The organism is Microbacterium sp. FG3, assembly GCF_057809335.1.
This window is the reverse complement of record NZ_JBMDJT010000020.1, coordinates 24981-44719: the sequence shown is the minus strand read 5'-3', so window position 1 is coordinate 44719 and position 19739 is coordinate 24981. Positions and strand designations below refer to the sequence as shown.

Annotated in this window: 18 protein-coding genes; 11 read left to right on the top strand and 7 right to left on the bottom strand. The window is 72.1% G+C overall.

The genetic code is table 11. The annotated features are described in order from the left end of the window. Positions 1 to 172: 172 nt before the first annotated feature. Positions 173 to 883, bottom strand: coding sequence for a 3-oxoacyl-ACP reductase FabG (gene fabG / locus ACODR5_RS08480; RefSeq protein WP_449853657.1), 711 nt, complete (start codon positions 881 to 883; stop codon positions 173 to 175). A 130-nt stretch (positions 884 to 1013) separates the two neighbouring features. On the opposite strand from fabG, the gene ACODR5_RS08475 reads away from it, so the two are divergent. The 3 genes from ACODR5_RS08475 to ACODR5_RS08465 are packed head-to-tail and all read left to right on the top strand — an operon-like array spanning position 1014 to position 2388. Beyond that, positions 1014 to 1334 carry a DUF3099 domain-containing protein gene (locus tag ACODR5_RS08475; RefSeq protein ID WP_488983329.1) on the top strand — a complete coding sequence of 107 codons (321 nt, stop codon included), beginning with the start codon at positions 1014 to 1016 and terminating at the stop codon, positions 1332 to 1334. Then, a complete protein-coding gene (locus ACODR5_RS08470; RefSeq protein WP_449853659.1) occupies positions 1331 to 1540 on the top strand; it encodes a hypothetical protein in 210 nt (69 codons plus the stop codon). The genes ACODR5_RS08475 and ACODR5_RS08470 overlap by 4 nt, the downstream gene beginning before the upstream one ends. Further along, entirely contained in the window at positions 1537 to 2388 is an 852-nt protein-coding gene (locus tag ACODR5_RS08465) for an SURF1 family cytochrome oxidase biogenesis protein (protein ID WP_488983328.1), read from the top strand. The genes ACODR5_RS08470 and ACODR5_RS08465 overlap by 4 nt, the downstream gene beginning before the upstream one ends. Positions 2389 to 2391: 3 nt before the next feature. Here the strand turns inward: ACODR5_RS08465 and ACODR5_RS08460 are convergent, their stop codons facing one another. After that, positions 2392 to 3990 (bottom strand): ABC-F family ATP-binding cassette domain-containing protein, encoded by a 1599-nt coding sequence (locus tag ACODR5_RS08460; protein WP_488983327.1) that lies wholly within the window; start codon positions 3988 to 3990, stop codon positions 2392 to 2394. Between the two features lie 229 nt (positions 3991 to 4219). Here ACODR5_RS08460 and ACODR5_RS08455 point away from each other — a divergent pair, with 229 nt between their 5' ends. From ACODR5_RS08455 to ACODR5_RS08425, 7 genes are all read left to right on the top strand, one after another. Then, positions 4220 to 7129: a glycoside hydrolase family 3 N-terminal domain-containing protein gene (locus tag ACODR5_RS08455; RefSeq protein WP_488983326.1), complete on the top strand. Its 2910-nt coding sequence runs from the start codon at positions 4220 to 4222 to the stop codon at positions 7127 to 7129. An 84-nt stretch (positions 7130 to 7213) separates the two neighbouring features. Beyond that, on the top strand, positions 7214 to 9643 hold the full coding sequence (locus ACODR5_RS08450) for a glycoside hydrolase family 3 C-terminal domain-containing protein (RefSeq protein ID WP_488983325.1): 2430 nt from the start codon (positions 7214 to 7216) through the stop codon (positions 9641 to 9643). Beyond that, on the top strand, positions 9640 to 10299 hold the full coding sequence (locus ACODR5_RS08445; RefSeq protein WP_488983324.1) for a hypothetical protein: 660 nt from the start codon (positions 9640 to 9642) through the stop codon (positions 10297 to 10299). The genes ACODR5_RS08450 and ACODR5_RS08445 overlap by 4 nt, the downstream gene beginning before the upstream one ends. Positions 10300 to 10331: 32 nt before the next feature. Continuing rightward, a complete protein-coding gene (locus tag ACODR5_RS08440) occupies positions 10332 to 11060 on the top strand; it encodes a LytR/AlgR family response regulator transcription factor (protein ID WP_449853665.1) in 729 nt (242 codons plus the stop codon). Then, on the top strand, positions 11057 to 12385 hold the full coding sequence (locus tag ACODR5_RS08435) for an ATP-binding protein (RefSeq protein WP_488983323.1): 1329 nt from the start codon (positions 11057 to 11059) through the stop codon (positions 12383 to 12385). The genes ACODR5_RS08440 and ACODR5_RS08435 overlap by 4 nt, the downstream gene beginning before the upstream one ends. Positions 12386 to 12422: 37 nt before the next feature. After that, positions 12423 to 13433 carry a glycosyltransferase family 2 protein gene (locus ACODR5_RS08430; RefSeq protein WP_488983322.1) on the top strand — a complete coding sequence of 337 codons (1011 nt, stop codon included), beginning with the start codon at positions 12423 to 12425 and terminating at the stop codon, positions 13431 to 13433. 183 nt (positions 13434 to 13616) lie between these two features. Further along, the gene (locus ACODR5_RS08425) at positions 13617 to 14639 is read left to right on the top strand and encodes a TerC family protein (protein ID WP_488983321.1); all 1023 of its coding nucleotides are present in this window, start codon (positions 13617 to 13619) and stop codon (positions 14637 to 14639) included. A 28-nt stretch (positions 14640 to 14667) separates the two neighbouring features. On the opposite strand, the gene ACODR5_RS08420 is transcribed toward ACODR5_RS08425, so the two are convergent. Genes ACODR5_RS08420 through ACODR5_RS08410 form a run of 3 tightly spaced genes read right to left on the bottom strand, consistent with a single transcriptional unit; the run spans position 14668 to position 16549 of the window. Beyond that, positions 14668 to 15261, bottom strand: a complete 594-nt coding sequence (locus ACODR5_RS08420; protein WP_449853694.1) for an energy-coupling factor transporter transmembrane component T family protein — start codon at positions 15259 to 15261, stop codon at positions 14668 to 14670. After that, positions 15258 to 15962, bottom strand: coding sequence for an energy-coupling factor ABC transporter ATP-binding protein (locus tag ACODR5_RS08415; protein ID WP_488983320.1), 705 nt, complete (start codon positions 15960 to 15962; stop codon positions 15258 to 15260). Before ACODR5_RS08415 ends, ACODR5_RS08420 begins: the two co-directional genes overlap by 4 nt. Beyond that, positions 15959 to 16549, bottom strand: coding sequence for a biotin transporter BioY (locus tag ACODR5_RS08410; protein ID WP_488983319.1), 591 nt, complete (start codon positions 16547 to 16549; stop codon positions 15959 to 15961). The genes ACODR5_RS08415 and ACODR5_RS08410 overlap by 4 nt, the downstream gene beginning before the upstream one ends. A gap of 49 nt (positions 16550 to 16598) precedes the next feature. Here ACODR5_RS08410 and ACODR5_RS08405 point away from each other — a divergent pair, with 49 nt between their 5' ends. After that, positions 16599 to 17141, top strand: coding sequence for a TetR family transcriptional regulator (locus tag ACODR5_RS08405; protein WP_488983318.1), 543 nt, complete (start codon positions 16599 to 16601; stop codon positions 17139 to 17141). A gap of 10 nt (positions 17142 to 17151) precedes the next feature. Here ACODR5_RS08405 and ACODR5_RS08400 read toward each other — a convergent pair whose 3' ends face one another. Further along, a complete protein-coding gene (locus ACODR5_RS08400; RefSeq protein ID WP_488983317.1) occupies positions 17152 to 18558 on the bottom strand; it encodes an MFS transporter in 1407 nt (468 codons plus the stop codon). Beyond that, positions 18555 to 19712 (bottom strand): MalY/PatB family protein, encoded by a 1158-nt coding sequence (locus ACODR5_RS08395; RefSeq protein ID WP_449853699.1) that lies wholly within the window; start codon positions 19710 to 19712, stop codon positions 18555 to 18557. The genes ACODR5_RS08400 and ACODR5_RS08395 overlap by 4 nt, the downstream gene beginning before the upstream one ends. Between the last annotated feature and the right edge of the window lie 27 nt (positions 19713 to 19739).

Genomic DNA, 19739 nt, shown 5'->3' with positions numbered 1-19739 from the left:
GCCCCCCCCGCGGCGCGAAGCGCCGCCTCGTCGGCGCGGGACGCGCCGGCGCGAGCACGCGAGCGGCGCCGCGGAGCGGCGCCCGAGCGCGCGCAGATTCAAAAAGAAAACAGCCCGAGCGCGCGCAGATTCAAAAAAGAAAACAGCCCGAGCGGCGCAGATTCAATAAAAACTAATGCCCCATCCCCAGCCCGCCGTCGACGGGGATGACGGCGCCCGAGATGTAGGCGGCGTCGTCGGAGGCGAGCCACGCGACGACGCCCGCGACCTCGTCGGCCGATCCGTAGCGACCGGCCGGGATCTGCTTCTTGTAGGTGGCCTGCGTCGCGTCGTCCAGCTCGGCCGTCATATCGCTCTCGATGAAGCCCGGTGCCACGACGTTCGCCGTGATGCCGCGGCCGCCCAGCTCGCGGGTGATCGCGCGGGCGAAGCCCACGAGGCCGGCCTTCGAGGCGGAGTAGTTGGCCTGACCGGCCACGCCGTACAGGCCTGAGACGCTGGAGATGAGGATGATGCGGCCGCGGCGTGCCTTGATCATGCTCTTGATGGCGCGCTTGACGGTGCGGAACGCGCCGCCGAGGTTCGTGCCGACGACGGCGTCGAAGTCTTCGTCGCTCATGCGCATCAGCAGGGTGTCGCGGGTGATGCCCGCGTTCGCCACGACGGTCGTCACGGGGCCGAGCTGCGCCTCGACCTCGGCGATCGCGGCGTCGAGCGAGGCGCCGTCGTTGACGTCGGCGTGCACGGTGAGCGCCCCCTCGGGGCCCTCGCCGCTGCGGGCGGTCACCGCGACGCGGTGGCCGTCGCGCACGAAGCGCTCGGCGATGGCGCGGCCGATGCCGCGGTTGCCGCCGGTGACGAGGACGACGTTCTCGGTGCTCACGGATGTGCCTCCTGGCTGGGGATTCGGACCGCCCACCAGCCTACGGGCAGCGGCCGCACAGCCCCGGCACGCGTACGCTGGAAGCATCGTGAAGCGCGCGTCGAGGGCCCAGTCTGCGACGTCCCTGGAGATGTCTCCGGAGGACGACGAGAACCTGCGCATGCGCAACTACCTGCTCACGATGGCCGTCCGCCTCGCGTGCGTCATCCTGTGCGCCGCCGTCGTGCCGTACGGCTGGCACACGGCGGTCTTCGCCGTCGGCGCGATCTTCCTGCCGTACATCGCCGTGGTGATGGCCAACGCCGCCTCGCCCCGCGTGGTGTCGGGCGCCGTGAGCCCCGAGCGGGCGCGGATCGAGGCCACCCCGCAGGCCGCGCCGGAGGATCCGTGGGTGATCCGGATCGCGGAGGCGCCCCGCCCGGCGCCGCGCGAGGACGGCGAGCCCTCGTGATCGGCCTCGACCCCGTCGAGCCCACGTGCTCGCGCGCCGGCTGCCGCGCCGCGGCCGCGTGGAGCATCCGCTGGCGCAACCCGAAGATCCACGCCCCCGAGCGCCGCAAGGTGTGGCTGGCGTGCGACGAGCACGTCGCCTATCTGCGCGACTTCCTCGGCTCCCGCGGCTTCCCGCTCGAGGTCGTCGAGGGGGTCGCCTCGTGAAGAACAGCTCCCCCGCCGTCCGCTGGACCGTCTACGGCCTCGTCGCGGCCCTGTTCGCCGTCGTGTGCGGCTTCCTGTCGCACTGGCAGTTCTCGCGCAACGAGGAGCGCGCCGCGATGATCGCGCTCGTCGAGGCGAACTACGACGCCGAGCCCGTGCCCGTCGAGCAGCTGATCGCCGGCACCGACGACCTCGACCCCGCCGACGAGTGGCGCCCCGTCGAACTGACCGGCGAGTACCTCACGGAGCACCAGCTGCTCGTGCGCAATCGCGCGCAGGGCGGCACGGCGGCGTTCGAGGTGCTCGTGCCGCTGCGCCTCGAGGACGGACGGATCTTCGTCGTCGACCGAGGCTGGGTGCCGCCCGGCCACGAGTCCGAGCCGGAGTTCGTGCCCGCCGCCCCCGAAGGCGAGGTCACCGTGATCGCGCGGCTGCGCCCGGGCGAGCCGCTGCCCGAGTCGGGCCGCACCGCGCCCGAGGGCCAGCTGCCGACGCTGCACCTGCCGTCCGTGGCGGATGTCGCGGGCGACGGGACGATCGTGAGCGCCTACGGGATCATGGTGTCGGAGGATCCGGCGCCCGCCGAGCGCCCCGGCGAGCTGACGCCGCCCACCGAGGATCCCGGTCCGCACCTGTCGTACGCGATCCAGTGGATCCTCTTCGCCGTCATGGGCTTCGGCTTCATCGGCTACATCATCCGCACCGAGATCGCCGCGAAGCGCGAGGAGGATCTCGACCCGGACGAGGACGAGGACGACGACGAGTCGGCCCCCGCGCCGCCGCGACGGCCGCGTGCGAAGCGCCGCGATCGGGACGCCGAGGAGGAGGACGCGCTGCTGGACGCGTGAGCGTCAGGCCAGGGTGATCAGCTCGAGGTAGTCGCGGTTCCAGATGTCCTCGACGCCGTCGGGCAGCAGCAGCACGCGCTCCGGGTTGAGCGCCTCCACGGCGCCCTCGTCGTGCGACACGAGCACGACTGCGCCCTCGTAGTGCGACAGGGCGCCGAGGATCTCCTCGCGGGAGGCCGGATCGAGGTTGTTCGTCGGCTCGTCGAGCAGCAGCACGTTGGCGCTCGAGACGACGAGCGTCGCGAGCGACAGGCGCGTCTTCTCACCGCCGGAGAGCACGCCCGCGGGCTTGAGAACGTCGTCGCCCGTGAACAGGAACGACCCGAGCACCTTGCGGGCCTCGGTCTCGTTGAGGTCGGGGGCGGCGGAGATCATGTTCTCCAGCACCGACCGGTTCACGTCGAGGTTCTCGTGCTCCTGCGCGTAGTAGCCGATCTTCAGGCCGTGGCCCGGCTCGATCTGGCCCGTGTCGCTCTTGTCGACGCCCGCCAGGATGCGCAGCAGCGTGGTCTTGCCCGCGCCGTTCAGCCCCAGCACGACCACCTTCGAGCCGCGGTCGATCGCGAGGTCCACCCCGGCGAAGATCTCGAGCGCGCCGTACGACTTCGACAGCGACTTCGCCATGAGCGGCGTCTTGCCGCACGGCGCCGGCTTGGGGAAGCGCAGCTTGGCGACGCGATCCTCCTGGCGCACCTCCTCGAGGCCCGACAGCAGCTTCTCGGCGCGCGCGACCATCTGGTGGGCGGCGGCGGCCTTCGAAGCCTTGGCGCCGAAGCGCGCGGCCTGCTGCTGCAGCACCGACGCCTTCTTCTCGGCGTTGGCGCGCTCCTTGCGGCGGCGCTCCTCGTCGGCCACGCGCTGGCGCTGGTAGTGCTTCCAGCCCATGTTGTAGATGTCGATCACCTGGCGGTTGGCGTCGAGGTAGAAGACGCGGTTGACGGTCTCCTCCACGAGGTCCACGTCGTGGCTGATGACGATGAGACCGCCCTTGTACGACTTCAGGAACTCGCGCAGCCACACCACGCTGTCGGCGTCGAGGTGGTTCGTCGGCTCGTCGAGGATCATCGTGCCGGCGTCGCTGAAGAGGATGCGTGCCAGCTCGATGCGGCGGCGCTGGCCGCCCGAGAGCGTCTTGAGCGGCTGGTCGAGGATGCGGTCGGGCAGCGAGAGGTTGTTCGCGATCGTGGCCGCCTCGGCCTCGGCCGCGTAGCCGCCCAGGCCCTCGAAGCGCTCCATGAGGTTGCCGAAGCGCTTCATGGCCTTCTCGGCGACCTTCGGGTCGTCCGAGGCCATCTCCTCGCTGGCCTTCGCCATGCCGAGCTGGATCGATCCGAGCCCGCGGGCGTCGAGGATGCGGGTGCGCGCGAGCTCCTCGGGATCGCCGGAGCGCGGATCCTGCGGCAGGTACCCGAGCTCGCCGCTGCGGTCCACGCGGCCTCCGGCGGGGATGAGGTCGCCGGCCAGCACCTTCGTGAGGGTGGTCTTTCCGGCTCCGTTGCGGCCGACGAGGCCCACCTTGTCTCCGGGACCCACGCGGAACGTCACGCCGGACATGAGCATGCGCGCGCCGACGCGGATCTCGAGGTCGTGCACGGCAAGCACAGCGGAACATCCGTTCTTTCGGGGATCGGGCGCGACCGCGCCAGCCTCCCATCCTACGTCGCGTGCGCCGCCCGCGAGCCGGGAGTGCAGGTTATGCACGGCAGACGACAGATTCTGCATGCCGGCCGCGCCGCCGACGGGCCGGGTGCTGAGATGTCGAGAAGGTCCCTATGACACCGGACGCGCCTGCACGGATGCAGGGGCGCGGGAACTGCAAGGAGAGCAGCACGTGAGCGACGCCACGGCGAAGAAGCCGAAGAAGCCGATGAGCAACAAGAGATTCCTCTGGATCTGGGTACCGGTCCTCGCGTTCGTGACGGTGGTCGCCGTCGGTGCGAACGTCGCGATCGGCATGTTCCGCGGCGCCATCGAGTCCTACATGGGCGCGGGCACCTGGGAGATCAAGAACACCGCCGAGACCGAGGACTGGGACACCCGGTACTACGAGGGCGACCACGCCACCGTCGACGAGGCCAAGGCCGCGTCGACCGAGACGGTCGTGAAGATCGCCGAGGAGGGCATGACCCTCGTCAAGAACAACGGCACCCTGCCGCTCGAGCCGGGCGCCGTGACGCTGCTCGGCCGCGGCGCCGCCGACCCGGTCTACGGCGGCTCCGGATCGGGCACCGCCGACACGACGAGCGCGACGAACATCCGCGCGGGCATCGAGGCCGGCGGCTTCACCGTCAACGACACGGTCTACGACCTCCTCGCGGACTTCGCCGCCGACAACGCCCCCGCCGACGGCGGCCGCACGAACATCGTGATGGACGACCCCGAGGCCTCCAACTACAACATCGGCGAGATGCCGGTGAGCGACTACACCGACGCGGCGATCGACTCGTTCGGCGAGTACGGCGACGCGGCGATCGTCGTGATCGGCCGCGGCGGCGGTGAGGGCGGCGACCTCGCCACCGACATGACGGCGTGGGACGACCGCGCCGAGCCCGGCACGCACCAGCTCGAGCTGAACACCGACGAGATCGACGCCCTCAACCTCGCGAAGGAGCACTTCGACGACGTCGTCGTGCTCGTCAACGCCTCGACGTCGTTCGAGCTCGGCACGCTGCAGGACGACCCGGAGATCGACGGCATCCTGCTCGTCGGCTCCCCCGGCGCCAACGGCTTCCAGGCCCTCGGCTCCATCCTGAACGGCGACGTGAACCCCTCCGGTCACACCGTCGACGTCTTCGCGCGCGACTTCACCGCCGACCCGACGTTCGCCAACTTCGGCGACTACGCGTACGAGAACATCGACGACGCCTACTTCGTGGACTACGAGGAGGGCATCTACGTCGGCTACCGCTACTACGAGACCGCGGCCGCCGAGGGCTTCATCGACTACGACCAGGCCGTGGTCTACCCCTTCGGCTACGGCCTCAGCTACACCGAGTTCGAGTGGGCCGTGACCGGGCAGGAGCTCGGCGACGTCGACGGCGAGATCTCGATCGACGTGGCCGTGACGAACACGGGCGACGTCGCGGGCAAGGACGTCGTGCAGCTGTACTACACCGCTCCGTACACGCCGGGCGGCATCGAGAAGGCGCACGTCGTGCTCGGCGACTTCGTCAAGACCCCGGTCATCGAGCCGGGCGCGACCGAGACGGTCACCGTCACGATGGACGTCGAGGACATGGCCTCCTACGACTGGCGCGGCGCGGGCGCGTACGTGCTCGAGCAGGGCGACTACGAGCTCAAGCTCCAGACCGACTCGCACCACCTGGCGGCGGGCGTCGAGCCCATCACCTACACGGTGGACGAGACGATCGCCTACGTCGACGGTCGCGCGAGCGACGAGGTCCCGGCCGTGAACCGCTTCGACGACGTCTCGGCAGCGTTCGACGAGAACCGCACCGAGTTCTCGCGCGCGGACTTCGCCGGTACCTTCCCCACCGCCCCCGAGGGCGACGACTTCGTCGCGAGCGACGCCGTCGTCGAGGGCTTCGAGCCGTACGACGCGGCCGCCGTCAACGCCGAGGCCGATGTGGAGATGCCGACCACCGGCGCCGACAACGACCTCTCGCTGATCGACCTGCGCGGCCTCGACGCGGACGACCCGAAGTGGGACGAGCTGCTCGACCAGCTCACGGTCGAGGACATGACCGACGTGCTGCTCTCGGGCGCCTACAACACGGCGGCCATCCCGGAGATCGGCAAGATCCGCACGAACGACCTCGACGGCCCCGCCGGCTTCAGCTCGTTCATCAACCCGGGCCTGTGGACCGGCACGGCGTTCCCGTCCGAGTACCTCATCGGCCAGACCTGGAACGTCGACCTCGCGCACGAGATGGGCGTCTCCGTCGGCAACGAGGCGCTCACGATGGGCGCCAACGGCTGGTACGCCCCGGCGGTCAACCTGCACCGCTCGCCCTTCGCGGGCCGCAACTTCGAGTACTACTCGGAGGACCCGGTCATCTCGGGCAAGCTCGCCACGGCCGTCTCGAACGGTGCGATGGAGCGCGGCGTCTACACACTGACGAAGCACTTCGCGCTGAACGACCAGGAGACCAACCGCGTCAACGGCAAGGGCCTGGCGACGTGGGTCACCGAGCAGGCGATGCGCGAGATCTACCTCAAGGCGTTCGAGATCCCCGTGAAGGAGACCTCGGGCGAGGTCCCCTACCTCGACGCCGAGGGTGAGCCGCAGACCGCCACGGTCGGCGCGCTCGGCATCATGAGCTCGTTCAACCTGCTCGGCACCACGTGGGCCGGCGGATCGACGGCGCTGATGACCGACGTGCTGCGCGAGGAGTGGGGCTTCGACGGCTTCGTCATCACCGACTTCAACCTGTACGACTACATGTACGCCGACCAGGGCATCGCCGCGGGCTCCGACCTGCAGCTCACCTTCGCCGGCTCCAAGGTCATGCAGGACACGGAGAGCGCCGCGGCGGTGCACAACATGCGCACCGCCATGCACCACATCCTCTACACGGTCGCCAACTCGAACGCGATGAACGGCATGGCGCCGGGCGCGACGCTCGAGTACCACATGGCCGGCTGGGAGCTCGGGGTCCTGTGGGGCACGATCGCCCTCGGCCTGCTCATCGCGGCCGGCATCGTGTGGGTCGTGATCCGCGTGCGCCGTCACCGTACCTCCGGCGCGCCGGCCGAGGCGGAAGGCGCCGCGACGGCCTGACGCACACCGGGGCGGGCGCCCTCCTCGCCCCCCCCCCCCCCCGTCCCGCCGGCCCGGCGGGACGTCACCCCACAGGAGCAACGCATGACCCACGACGACACGATCTCCCGCATCACCCTGCTCGAGAAGGCGGCGCTGCTCAGCGGCGACAACACGTGGCAGACGCGCCCCGTGCCGCGCGCCGGCATCGACCGGATCTGGATGGCCGACGGCCCGCACGGCGTGCGCAAGCAGACGGGCGCGGGCGACCACCTCGGCATCGCCGCCTCCGAGCCCGCCACGTGCTTCCCCACCGCCGCGACCGTCGCGAACGCGTGGGACGAGGAGTTGGCCGAGCGGATCGGCACGGCGCTCGGCGAGGAGGCGCGCGCGCAGGGCGTGAACGTGCTGCTCGGGCCGGGCCTCAACATCAAGCGCAGCCCGCTCGGCGGGCGCAGCTTCGAGTACTTCTCCGAGGACCCGGAGCTGTCCGGCCGCCTCGCCGCCGCATACGTGCGCGGCATCCAGTCGCAGGGCGTGGCCGCCACCCCCAAGCACTTCGCCGCGAACAGCCAGGAGCTGCGCCGCATGGCCAGCGACTCCGTGCTCGACGAGCGCACGCTGCGCGAGATCTACCTCACGGCGTTCGAGATCGTCGTGCGCGAGGCCCGCCCCTGGGCGATCATGTCGTCGTACAACCTCGTGAACGGCACCTACGCCCACGAGAACGCACACCTCCTGAAGGGCGTGCTGCGCGACGAGTGGGGCTTCGACGGCGCCGTCATCAGCGACTGGGGCGGCGGGAACGACGCCGCGGCGGCCGTCGCCGCCGGCGGCACGCTCGAGATGCCCTCCCCCGGCTTCACGTCGGCGCGCGAGATCGTCGCGGCGGTCGAGGCCGGCGAGCTCGCCGAGAGCGACCTCGACGACCGCGTCCGCGAGCTGCTCGTGCTCATCGAGCGCACGGCGAACGACGCCGCGCGCGTCGCGATCGACGTCGCGGGCCACCACGCGCTCGCCCGCCGCGCCGCCGCCGAGTCGGCCGTGCTGCTCCGCAACGAGGGCGGCATCCTCCCGCTCGCCGCCGGCACGCGCGTGGCGCTCATCGGCGACTTCGCGCAGAACCCCCGCTATCAGGGCGCCGGATCGTCGCTCGTCAACGCCACGCGGGTGACGAACCTCGTCGACGCCGTCGCCGCCTCCCCGCTCGCCCTCGCCGGCCACGCCCAGGGCTTCCGCCGCGACGGCGCGCCCGAACCCGCCCTCGTCGCCGAGGCCGCGCGGGCGGCCCGCGAGGCGGACGTCGCGATCGTGTGCCTCGGCCTGCCGGAGACGGCCGAGTCGGAGGGGATGGATCGCGCGACCCTCGAGATCCCGCGCAACCAGATCGAGACGCTGCGCGCGGTCGCCGCGACGGGCGTGCCCGTCGTCGTCCTGCTCAGCGCGGGCGGCGCCGTCGAGACGGGCTGGGCGTCCGACGCGCGCGCCCTCGTCCACGGCTACCTCGGCGGCCAGGCCGGCGCGGAGGCGCTCGTCGACGTGATCACGGGCGCCGTGAACCCGTCGGGGCGCCTCGCCGAGACGCTCCCCGTCTCGCTCGCCGACACCCCCACCGCCGGGGCGTTCCCCGCCACGGGCGCGACCGCCGAGTACCGGGAGGGTCCGTTCGTCGGCTACCGCTGGTACGAGAGCACCGGCGCGGACGTCGCGTTCGAGTTCGGCTTCGGGCTCAGCTACACGACGTTCGCCTACCGCGACCTCGTCGTCACCGAGCGCGAGGCCGCCTTCACCCTCGAGAACACGGGACCTGTCGCCGGCGCGGAGGTCGCGCAGGTGTACGTCGCCCGCGCGGACGCGAGCCGCGTGCTGCGCCCGGCACTCGCGCTCGCCGGCTTCCGCAAGGTGCACCTCGAGCCCGGCGAGGCGCGCACGATCACCGTCCCGCTCCCCGAGCGCGCCCTGCGGTTCTACGACACCGAGACCGCGTCGTGGCAGGTGGAGGCCGGTCGCTACGAGGTGCGCGTCGGCGCGAGCGTGCGCGACCTCCGCCTCACCGCGTCGCTCGACGTCGCGGGCACCGTCCCGGCGGGCGAGCCCGATCCGGCCCTGGCCGCGTACCCCGCGCGGACGACGGACGTATCGGACGAGGCTTTCGCGGCGCTGCTCGGCCGCGATGTCCCGCGCGTCGACGAGGCGGGCAGGATCGGTGTGAACGATCCGCTGCTGCGCCTCGCCGACTCGCCCAGCGCACTGGGACGCCTCATCTACCGCCTGCTCGAGGGGCGACGCGCCTCCTCCGAGCGCAAGGGCACGCCCGACCTGAACATGCTGTTCCTGCTGAACATGCCGTTCCGGGCGCTCGCGAAGATGTCGGGCGGACTCGCGACGCCCGAGCTCGTCGACGGCGTGCTCACGCTCGCGAACGGCCGCGCCCTGCGCGGTCTCGCCCAGATCATCCGAGCGTTCCTGCGGGGACGCCGGGCGGAGCGGCGCACCCGCCGCTCCTTCGAGACTCAGAGTGGAGGTCGCGCATGATCGCCTCGATCCGGCGCTGGTGGTCGTCGTTCCAGGAGAAGCATCCCGAGCTGTCGAAGTTCGCGATGTTCTTCCTCCTCTCCAACGGCGTGACGGTGCTGCAGCTGGCGCTCATGCCGCTGTTCCGCTGGGGCTTCGACAGCTTCACCGGCCTGGTGGACGTGGACTTCCGGTGGCTGCCGATCGGCGCGAACGTGGACGGCAGCCAGTACTACATGTTCGACTACGCCGCGGGTCCGCTGCCCGCCGGCGGCGGCGGGCTGGCGTACTTCCTCGCGGTGCAGATCACGCTGCTCATCGCGCAGGTGCTCAACTTCTTCGCGCAGCGCAACATCACGTTCAAGTCGAACACCTCGATCTGGCGCGCGGCGTTCTGGTACGCCGTCGCGTACGTCGTGATCACGTTCATCGCGGCGGCCGCGCAGGGCTTCTACAAGGCGCCCATCTACGAGCTGCTGATCGACACATGGGGCTGGGGCGCGACGGGCGAGACGACCGCCGACGTCGTGACGATGATCATCAACGCCGCCATCTCGTTCTGGGTGTTCTACCCGATCTTCAAGGTCATCTTCCGCCAGGTGCCCGAGACCGCCGACGCCGACGCCGAGGCCGATGCCGCGGCGGCCGAGCCGGCGCGGGGGCCGCGCGAATCGTGAGCGCAGCCATGACCCGTCAGTAGGCTGGCGTCGTGGAAGGCATCGTGCGGGTCGGCGTCGTCGAGGACGACCCGCACAGCAGGGAGCAGGCCGTCGCCCACCTGAACCGCTACGAGGCGGATCGGGGGGTGCGGTTCGACGTGTCGGTGTTCGACGACGGCGCGGGCCTCGTGACGGGCTACCGGCCCGAGTACGACGTGCTGCTGCTCGACATCGAGATGGAGCGCGTCTCGGGCATGGCCGCCGCGCGGCGCGTGCGCGAGCTGGACGACGACGTCGTGATCGTCTTCATCACGAACTCGCCGCGCTACGCCGTGGGCGGCTACGAGGTGCAGGCGCTGAGCTACCTGCTCAAGCCCGTCGCGTACCCCGCATTCGCGCAGGAGATGGATCGCGTGCTCGCGCAGCTCGCGCGCCGCGAGCGGCGCACCCTGCTGTTCCAGGCCGACGGCGCCCACCACCGCGTCGACCTCGCCGACATCGTGTACCTCGAGACCGCCGGGCACCGCGTGCTCATCCACACCCACACCGCGACGCACTCGGTCGTCTCGTCGCTGAAGGCCCTCGAGGCCGAGCTCGACGGCGCGGCGTTCCAGCGGTGCAACAGCGGCTACCTCGTCAACCTCGCCCACGTGACCGGGGTCGAGCAGAGCGAGTGCCGCCTGCGCGACGGCACGGTCCTGCCGATCAGCCGGCCCAAGCGCAAGGCGTTCCTCGCCGCCCTCGCGGCGCACATCGGCTCCGTCGGGGCGGCCTCGTGATCGGCGAGGCGCTGCCCGATATCCCCCGCATCTGCACCGGCCTCGCCGAGTGGGGCGCGTGCCTGGTGTACATCGCGATCGTGCGGCGGCGCGTCGGCCCTGCAACGCTCGTGGCCGTGCTCGCGGCGGGGCTCGCGGCGCTCGTGGCCACGCAGCTGCTCGCCGACGCCCTGCCGCTGCCGCTGTGGACCGTCGGCATGCTCGCCGCCGTGGTCGTCATGCTCGTCTTCCTGCGCACGAGCGTCGCCGGCGGCTGGGCGACGACGGCGTACCTCACGGCGCGGGCGTTCGTGCTGGCCGAGCTCGTCGCCTCGCTGCACTGGCAGCTGCACACCTACTTCTTCCCGACGGGGCAGCTGACCCCGCCCGCCGTCGCCCTGCTCGTCGCCACGTACGGCGCGTGCTTCGCGATCGCCGGCGTGGCCGAGGCGCGCCACATGCCGCGCGCCGAGCCGCTCGAGGTGGGCTGGCGCGAGGTGATCTCGGCCGGCGCCATCGCGGCGGTCACCTTCGCGCTGTCGAACCTCAGCTTCGTCAACGCGAACACGCCGTTCTCGGGCCGCCTGGGACCCGAGATCTTCTACATCCGCACCCTCGTCGACCTGTGCGGCTGCATCGCCCTGTACGCGCAGCAGGAGTGGCGCATGGAGCTGCGCTCGCGCGCGCAGACGCAGGCGATGCAGTCGCTGCTGCGCAGCCAGCACGAGCAGTACCGCGCCACCAAGCGCGCGATCGACGAGACCGCGCGCAAGCACCACGACATGAAGCACGCGATCCAGGCGCTGCGGGCCGAGTCCGATCCGGGCGCGCGCTCGCGTCTCGTGGACGAGCTGGAGCGCTCGTTCGCCGACGACGGCGCGCTCTTCCACACCGGCAGCGCCGTGCTCGACGCCGTGCTGCACGCGAAGGCGACCGCGGCCCGCGAGGACGGCGTCGAGATCACGTGCGTGGCCGACGGCGCCCTGCTCGAGGGGATGAGCGACCTCGACATCGTCGCCGTCATGGGCAACGCGCTCGACAACGCCATCGAGAACACGCGGCGCGTGGACGATCCCGACCGCCGCGCGGTGCGCGTCGCTCTGTTCGCGCAGGACGACTTCGCCATGCTGCGCGTCGAGAACACCTTCGACGGCGTCCTGCACCGCGCCGACGGCCGCATCGTCTCGCGCAAGGGCCGCCGCTCCGATCACGGCTACGGCCTGCGCAGCATCGAGCAGACGGTCGAGCGCTACGGCGGCACGGTCTCGATCTCCGCCGACGAGCGCTGGTTCTCGCTGCGGATCCTCCTCCCCTCCCCACGTCTCGATCCCACGAATGCGAGCTGAATTGGTGCCAACGCCCGTCTTCGACGACGATCTATACGTGCATCCCCTGCTGACGATCGTCGTGCCCGCGTACGACGCCGCCGCGTATCTCGCCCGCGCACTCGACCCCCTCATCGGCGTGCAGCGCATCGAGGTCGTCGTCGTCGACGACGGATCGCACGACGACACCGGCGCGCTCGCCGACCGCTACGCGTTCGAGCACCCCGACACCTTCCGCGTCATCCATCAGCGCAACCGCGGGCACGGCGGCGCGATCGGCGCGGGCGTCGCCGCCGCGCGAGGCGCGTACCTGAAGGTCCTCGACGCCGACGACTGGCTGGATGTGCCCGCCCTGCGCCTGCTCGTGGCGACGCTCGAGCGACTCGAGGCCACCGGCGGCGTCGATGCGGTCGTGACGAACTACGTGCACGAGCGGCTGGGACGAAGCCGCCGGCACATCCGGTACGAGGACGTCATGCCGCGCCGGCGCGTGTTCGGCTGGGACGAGGTGGGCGTCTTCGGGCGCCGCCAGTACCTCATGATGCACGCCCTCACGTATCGCACGGCGCTGCTGCGGGAGTCCGGGCTGGCGCTGCCCGAGCACACCTTCTACGTCGACAACCTCTACGTCGTGCAGCCGCTCGTGCACACCCGCCGGCTGTACTACCTCGACGTCGACCTGTACCGCTACTTCATCGGTCGCGCGGACCAGTCGGTCAACGACGCCGTCATGGTGCGCCGCGTCGACCAGCAGCTGCGGGTGACGCGCCTCGTGCTCGCGGCCCTCCCCCATCCTTCGACCGTGCCGCAGGGGCTGTACGGCTACGTGCTGCACCACGTCGAGGTGCTGTGCGGCATCACCTCGGCCCTGCTCGTGCGCGCGGGCACGCCCGAGCACCTCGCGCAGCGGCGCGCCCTGTGGCGCGAGATCAAGCACGAGAGCCCGTGGATCTACACGCGGCTGCGCCACGGCGTGATGGGCACGAGCGCCAACCTGCCCGGGCCCGTGGGGCGGCGCGTCACGCTGCTGACCTACCGCGTCGCGCGCCGCGTGGTCGGCTTCAGCTAGGCCGCCGCCCGGGCTGACAGCCCGCATCCATCTCGATCCCTTAGGATCGAGAGTGCAAGGGGAGTACTCCGACACGGTCGGCTCGTCACTACGGGTGCATCGCACTCCGGGCCACCGGTTCCCGTCACGGGAATGGGGAAGACCTTGATGTCGATTCGTCCACGCCAAGTCCTGGAGCCTTCCTTGAACATCACCCCTGTCGTGTGGGGCATCACCATCCTCGTCACGATCGTCTTCTTCGTCTACGAGTTCTTCGCGCACGTGCGCAAGCCGCACGCGCCCTCGGTCGGCGAGGCCGCCCGCTGGTCGGCCTTCTACATCGGCCTCGCGCTGCTGTTCGGCGTGGGCATCGGCCTTGTCTCGGGATGGACGTACGGCGGCGAGTACTTCGCCGGCTACCTCACCGAGAAGGCCCTGTCGGTCGACAACCTCTTCGTGTTCCTCATCGTGATGACCGGCTTCGCCGTGCCGCGCATCTATCAGCAGAAGGTGCTGATGATCGGCATCGTCATCGCGCTCATCCTGCGCGGCATCTTCATCGCCGTCGGCGCCGCGCTCATCGCCAACCTCTCGTGGATCTTCTACGTCTTCGGCGCGCTGCTGCTCGTGCTCGCGTACCGGCAGGCCCGCGGCGGGCACGACGACAATCCCGCCGACGGCGCGTTCATGCGCCTCGTGCGCCGCGTGCTGCCCGTCACGGACGAGTACCACGGCGATCGCCTCACCGTCCGCAAGGACGGCCGCCGCTGGGTCACGCCCATGCTGCTGACGATCGTCGCGATCGGCTTCATCGACCTCGTCTTCGCGGTCGACTCCATCCCGGCGATCTACGGGCTCACGGAGGAGGCGTACATCGTCTTCACCGCGAACGCGTTCGCCCTCATGGGCCTGCGCCAGCTGTTCTTCCTCATCGGCGGCCTGCTGGAGCGACTCGTCTACCTCGCGCAGGGCCTCGCCGTGATCCTCGCGTTCATCGGCGTGAAGCTGCTGCTGCACGCCCTGCACGTGAACGAGCTGCCGTTCATCAACGGCGGCGAGGGCGTGGCCTGGGCGCCCGAGATCCCGATCTGGTTCTCGCTGCTGTTCATCGGCGCGACCATCGCCGTGGCCACCGTCGCCAGCATCACCAAGACCCGCGCCGATCGCCGGCGCGAGGACGACGCGGACGCGCGTCCCGTCGCCGACGCGCGGAGGGACGGCCCGTGAGAGCGGACCCCTGGTCCGGCGCCGGACGCTAGGCCAGGCCGCGGGCCGTGAGGGCGTCGGCGACGTCGTCGCCGTGCCGCAGCGCGAGGACGAGCAGCGTGACCACGGCCCGCGGCCCCAGCCGCACGCCGCGGGCGCGCTGCGCCTCGCGCACCTGCGCGGCGAAGCCGGCGACGACCGGCACGGCGGCGATCGCGAGCGAGACGGTGAACGCCACGCGCCAGGGGTCCACGCCCACGCGCCGCAGCGGGCCGAGGGCGGTCTGCAGCGCTTCGAGCAGCTCGCCCATGGGCGTCGTGAGCGTCACCAGCGCGGCGAGCAGCACGATCGCCACGACGCGGGTCGTGCCGATGAGCGCCGCCTCCGGCCCCAGGAACACCGCCTGCGAGATCGCGAGGAGGAGGACGATCCACTTCGCCCGCCACAACTGGCGCCCGAACTCCCCCGGCCCCATGCCGCCGAGCAGGAACAGCAGCAGCACCCCGACGAGCGTTCCGGCCGCCGTCCAGACCGTGTGAGGGATGAGCGACACTGCCAGGGCGAGCGCGGCGAGCCCGAGCAGCTTCGCCCCCGCCGGCGCGCGGTGCAGCGGGCTGCGCCCCGGCCGGTAGAGCGCGATCACGGGAACTCCGCGCGGTACCGGTCGATCACGCCCGCGGGCTCCCCCGCCTCCACGAGCCGCCCCGCGCCGAAGCGCAGCGCGATGTCGCAGCGCGCGGCCAGCTCGAGGTCGTGCGTGACGATGACCACCTGATCCGCCACCGGGCCGCGCTCGTCGCCCTCGAGCAGCAGCCGCGCCATGCGGCGGGCGTTGCCGAGGTCGAGCAGGGTCGTCGGCTCGTCCGCCACCACCACGCGGGGCCGGCGCACGAGCACGGCCGCCAGCGCGAGCAGCTGCTTCTGCCCGCCCGAGAGGCTGTACGACGGCTGATCGGCCCGCTCGGCCAGGCCGAAGCGCTCGAGCGCCGCCATGGCCTCGGCGGCGACCTCGCGCCGGCTCGCCCCCGCCGCGCGCAGAGAGAGGGAGAGGTCCTCGATCGGCGTGGGCATGAGCAGCTGCGCGTCGGGATTCGTGAAGAGGAACCCCACCGCCTCGCGCGCGCGCCGCGGCTCGCGGGCCACGTCGATGCCGGCCACGCGCACGGTCCCCTCGCTCGGGGCGACGAGGCCGTTGAGCGTGCGCGCGAAGGTCGACTTGCCCGATCCGTTCGCCCCGATCACGGCGATCCGGCGCTGCGGCAGCGACACCGTGACGTCGCGGAGGATGCGGGCCCCGTCGATGGCGACGCCGAGCCCGCGCACCTCGATGCCGGGTGCCGTCACGCGCGCGCCCGCGCCGCGCGCCGGGCGCGGACCGACGCGGGGAACGCCGGCGGGTACGCGCGGTACAGCAGCAGCGTGAGGATCGTGGCGAGGGCGACCTTGACGGCATCGCCCGGCAGGAACGCCACGTTCGCCAGCGCCGCCTGCGGCAGCGTGAGCCCGCCGACGAGGGCGAGCAGCGGGATGCCGACGGCGTAGACGACGACCATGCCGCCCACGAGCGCGCCCAGCAGCACCCGCCACCACGTCAGCCGGCCGGAATGCGCGATCCAGCCCGCCACCATCGCACCGGGCAGCCACCCGAGGAGGAAGCCGACGGTCGGGCCGACGAACACGCCGAGGCCGCCGCGTCCGCCCGCGAGCACGGGCAGGCCGATGGCGACGAGCACGAAGACGATGAGCACGGCGGCTCCGGCGCGGCGTCCGCCCAGCACGGTGCCGGCCAGCATGACGCCGAGCGTCTGCGCGGTCACCGGCACGGGCAGGCCGGGCACGGGGATCGGCCCCATCAGCCCCAGCACCACGATGAGCGCCGCGAATACCGCGACCCGCGCGAGGTCGCGCGCCTCCCAGGACTGTTCTGCCATTCCGCCTCCTGAACACCGTTCACTGAACAGCGTTCACTATAGTCGAGGCATGCGCGATCGCGTGCGGCACGACCGGGAGGGCATCGTCGACGTCGCCCTGCGGCTGCTCGACGCCTACGGCCTGCCCGACCTCACGATGCGCCGCCTCGCCTCCGAGCTGGGCGTGCAGCCGAGCGCGCTGTACTGGCACGTCGAGAGCAAGCAGGCGCTGCTGGCCTCGCTCGCCGACCGGATCGTGGCGGAGGCCGCCCCCGCTGCGGATGTCGTCGGCACGGCGCGGGCGCTGCGCTCGGCGCTGCTGGCCCACCGCGACGGGGCCGAGGTCGTGCTGAGCTCGGCGGCGCTGTCGCTCGGCGCGCTCGCGGCGCACGACACGCTGCGCGCCGCGTTCGGGCGCGACAGGTCCGCCGATCCCGATCGCGCCGCCCGCGTGCTGCTGCCGTTCGTCCTCGGGCACGCCTCGCTCGTGCAGCAGCGCATCCAGGCCGCGGAGTTCGGCGCGGTCGCGGCCGACCCCGCGGCCGTCGCGGACGAGACCGCCGCCGACTTCGACGCCGGCGTCGCCGCCATCCTCGCGGGCCTGCGGCTCTGAGCGGGTCGCGTCAGAGCTCGCGTGCGTGCCCGAGCCGCAGGCCGGGCACGAGCGTGAGCAGCATGATGAGCACCGCCAGCGCGAACACGGCCGAGAAGCCCGTGGCGGGGCCGAGCGAGAGGAAGACGAGGCCCATCACGGCGATCACGGCCGAGGAGCCCACGGCATCCGCGATCTGCAGGGCCGACGAGTTGAAGCCCTGGCTCGCGGCACTCGAGTAGGCGAGCATCAGCACCGACAGGCGCGCGTACACGAGCCCCATGCCGAGGCCCGCGGCGCCCCACGCGAGCGCGGGCACGATGCCGGGCCAGCCCGCCAGTGCCGAGACGAGCACGAGCGCGACCGACCCCGCGAGGATCGTCACGCCCGTGAGCACGAGGCGCGTGTTGCCGATGCGGTCGGCGTGACGGGCCGACAGCTCCGCCCCGAGCGCCCACGTGATGCCCGCGATCGTGAGCCCGAGCCCCGCGAAGGTCGGCGTCCAGGCGTAGGCGTCGATGAAGAGCTTGGGCACATACACCTCGGCGCCGAAGAAGCCGCCGGCGAGCACGCCGCGCATCAGGATGACCGACGGCAGTCCGGGCGCCGCGCGGAACGTGCCGCGCGGCAGCAGCGGCGCCGCGGCCACCGCGACGAGCAGCAGGGCGGCCGCCGCGATCACCCACGACCACGGGCTGGGCAGATCGCCCGCGAGCCCGAGCGACAGCGCGGCGCCCGCCACGATCACGGCCAGCAGCAGGCGGCGCACGATGAGCCGGCGCGATCCGGCCGCCGGCGCGCCCGCGGGCTCGTCGATGCCGCGCAGCCGCGGCGCGATCATGACCATGGCGAGCACCGCGAGCACCGCGACGCCCGCGAACACCCAGCGCCAGTGCAGGTACTGCGCCACCGCCCCGGCGAGGAACGGCCCCACGAGCGCCGGCACGATCCACGCGGCCGAGAAGAGGGCGAACACGCGGCCGTGCAGGGCGGCGGGGAAGATCCGCGCCACCACCACGTAGAGCGCGACCAGCTGGCCGCCCGATCCCAGCCCGAGCACGAGCCGCCCGATCACGAGCACGCCCATCGTCGGCGCGAGGGCGTCGATGATCAGTCCGGTCACGAACAGCGCCACGGCCGCGTACAGCGGCACGACGGGCCCGGCGCGGTCGGCCCACGCCCCCACGGCCACCATGCCGATGACGCTCGCGGCCAGGGTGCCCGAGAACGCCGCGGCGTACAGCGCCTCGCCGTGCAGCGCCTCGCTCACGGCCGGCATCACGGTGGTCACGGCCAGGGACTGCACGGCCGCGAGGAAGATGAGCGCGAACGAGCCGATCGTCACCCAGACGTGCTGCGGGTCCCAGATGCTCTCGCGCGTCGGCGCCGGGTGCGCGGGGATCGGGATGGGGCCGGAGAAATCGCGGGGCGCGCTCACGACGCCCGCACCCCGCCGATGCGGCGCAGCGCCTCCGTGAGGATCTCCGGCCCGGTGCCGATGTTGATCCGCGCGAAGCCGCGCCCCTGCTCGCCGAACGACGGGCCGGGGTTCAGCGCGACGCGCGCCTCCTTGAGGATGCGCAGCGCGGGGTCATCGCCCCAGCCGCCCGCCGCGAAGTCCACCCAGGCCAGGAAGCCCGCCTGCGGCGGCAGGTAGCGCGCCCCCGGCGCGTGCTCGGCGAGCAGGTCGGTCAGCAGCACCCGGTTGGCGTCGAGCCGCGCGAGAAGCGCGTCGAGCCACTCGTCGCCCGCCGTCATGGCCGCCTCGCCCGCGATGAGCCCCAGGATCGACGTGCGCCACTCGACCTCGTCGGGGATGCGCCGCACGACGCGCGTGGGCCCGTCGGCGTCCGTGACGATGAGCGCGCACTTCAGGCCCGCGAGGTTGAACGCCTTGCTCGCGCTCGTGACCGCGAAGCCGATCTCGGCCGCCTCGGGCGCGGCCGCGAGGAACGGCGTGAAGGTCGCGCCGGGCAGCGTGAGCGGCGAGTGGATCTCGTCGCTGATCACCCACGCGCCGTGCCGCTGCGCGATCCGCGCCAGCTCGGCGAGCGTGGCGGCGTCGTGCACCGTGCCGGTGGGGTTGTGCGGGTTGCACAGCAGGATCGCGCGGGCACCGGCGGCGAAGGCGCGCTCGATCCCGTCCAGATCGAGCGACCAGCCGGAGTCGGAGCGGATCAGCGGCACCGTCTCGGGGACAGTGCGGCTCTCCTCGTGCACGCCGAAGAACGGCGGGTACACCGGGGGCGTGATGACGACGCGGTCGCCGGGCTCCGTGACGGCGCGCAGCAGCTCGGCGACGCCCATCATGACGTCGCATGTCGTGCGCACGCGCGAGGGATCGACCCGCCAGCCGAAGCGGCGCGCGGCGAAGCCCGCGAAGGCCATGGGGATGCGGGAGTCGCCCGGCGGCGCGTAGCCCGTGTCGCCGCGGCGCACGGCGTCGAGCAGCGCGCGCTCGATCACGTCGGCGAGGGGGAAGTCCGTCTCGGCGACGAACAGCGGCAGCACCTCGTCCGGGTAGCGCATCCACTTGCTGCTCGTGCGGGCCCGCAGGAGGTTCAGCGGCAGGGCGTCGAGAGGCGTGGTCACCCGTCTCATCCTAAGCCGGGAACGACG

Excerpts from the sequence above, each read along its gene's own strand:
- ACODR5_RS08475 (WP_488983329.1), top strand. The coding sequence starts at position 1,014 with ATGTCTCCGGAGGACGACGAGAACCTGCGCATGCGCAACTACCTGCTC.
- ACODR5_RS08450 (WP_488983325.1), top strand. The coding sequence starts at position 7,214 with ATGACCCACGACGACACGATCTCCCGCATCACCCTGCTCGAGAAGGCG.
- ACODR5_RS08445 (WP_488983324.1), top strand. The coding sequence starts at position 9,640 with ATGATCGCCTCGATCCGGCGCTGGTGGTCGTCGTTCCAGGAGAAGCAT.
- ACODR5_RS08410 (WP_488983319.1), bottom strand. The coding sequence starts at position 16,549 with ATGGCAGAACAGTCCTGGGAGGCGCGCGACCTCGCGCGGGTCGCGGTA.
- ACODR5_RS08405 (WP_488983318.1), top strand. The coding sequence starts at position 16,599 with ATGCGCGATCGCGTGCGGCACGACCGGGAGGGCATCGTCGACGTCGCC.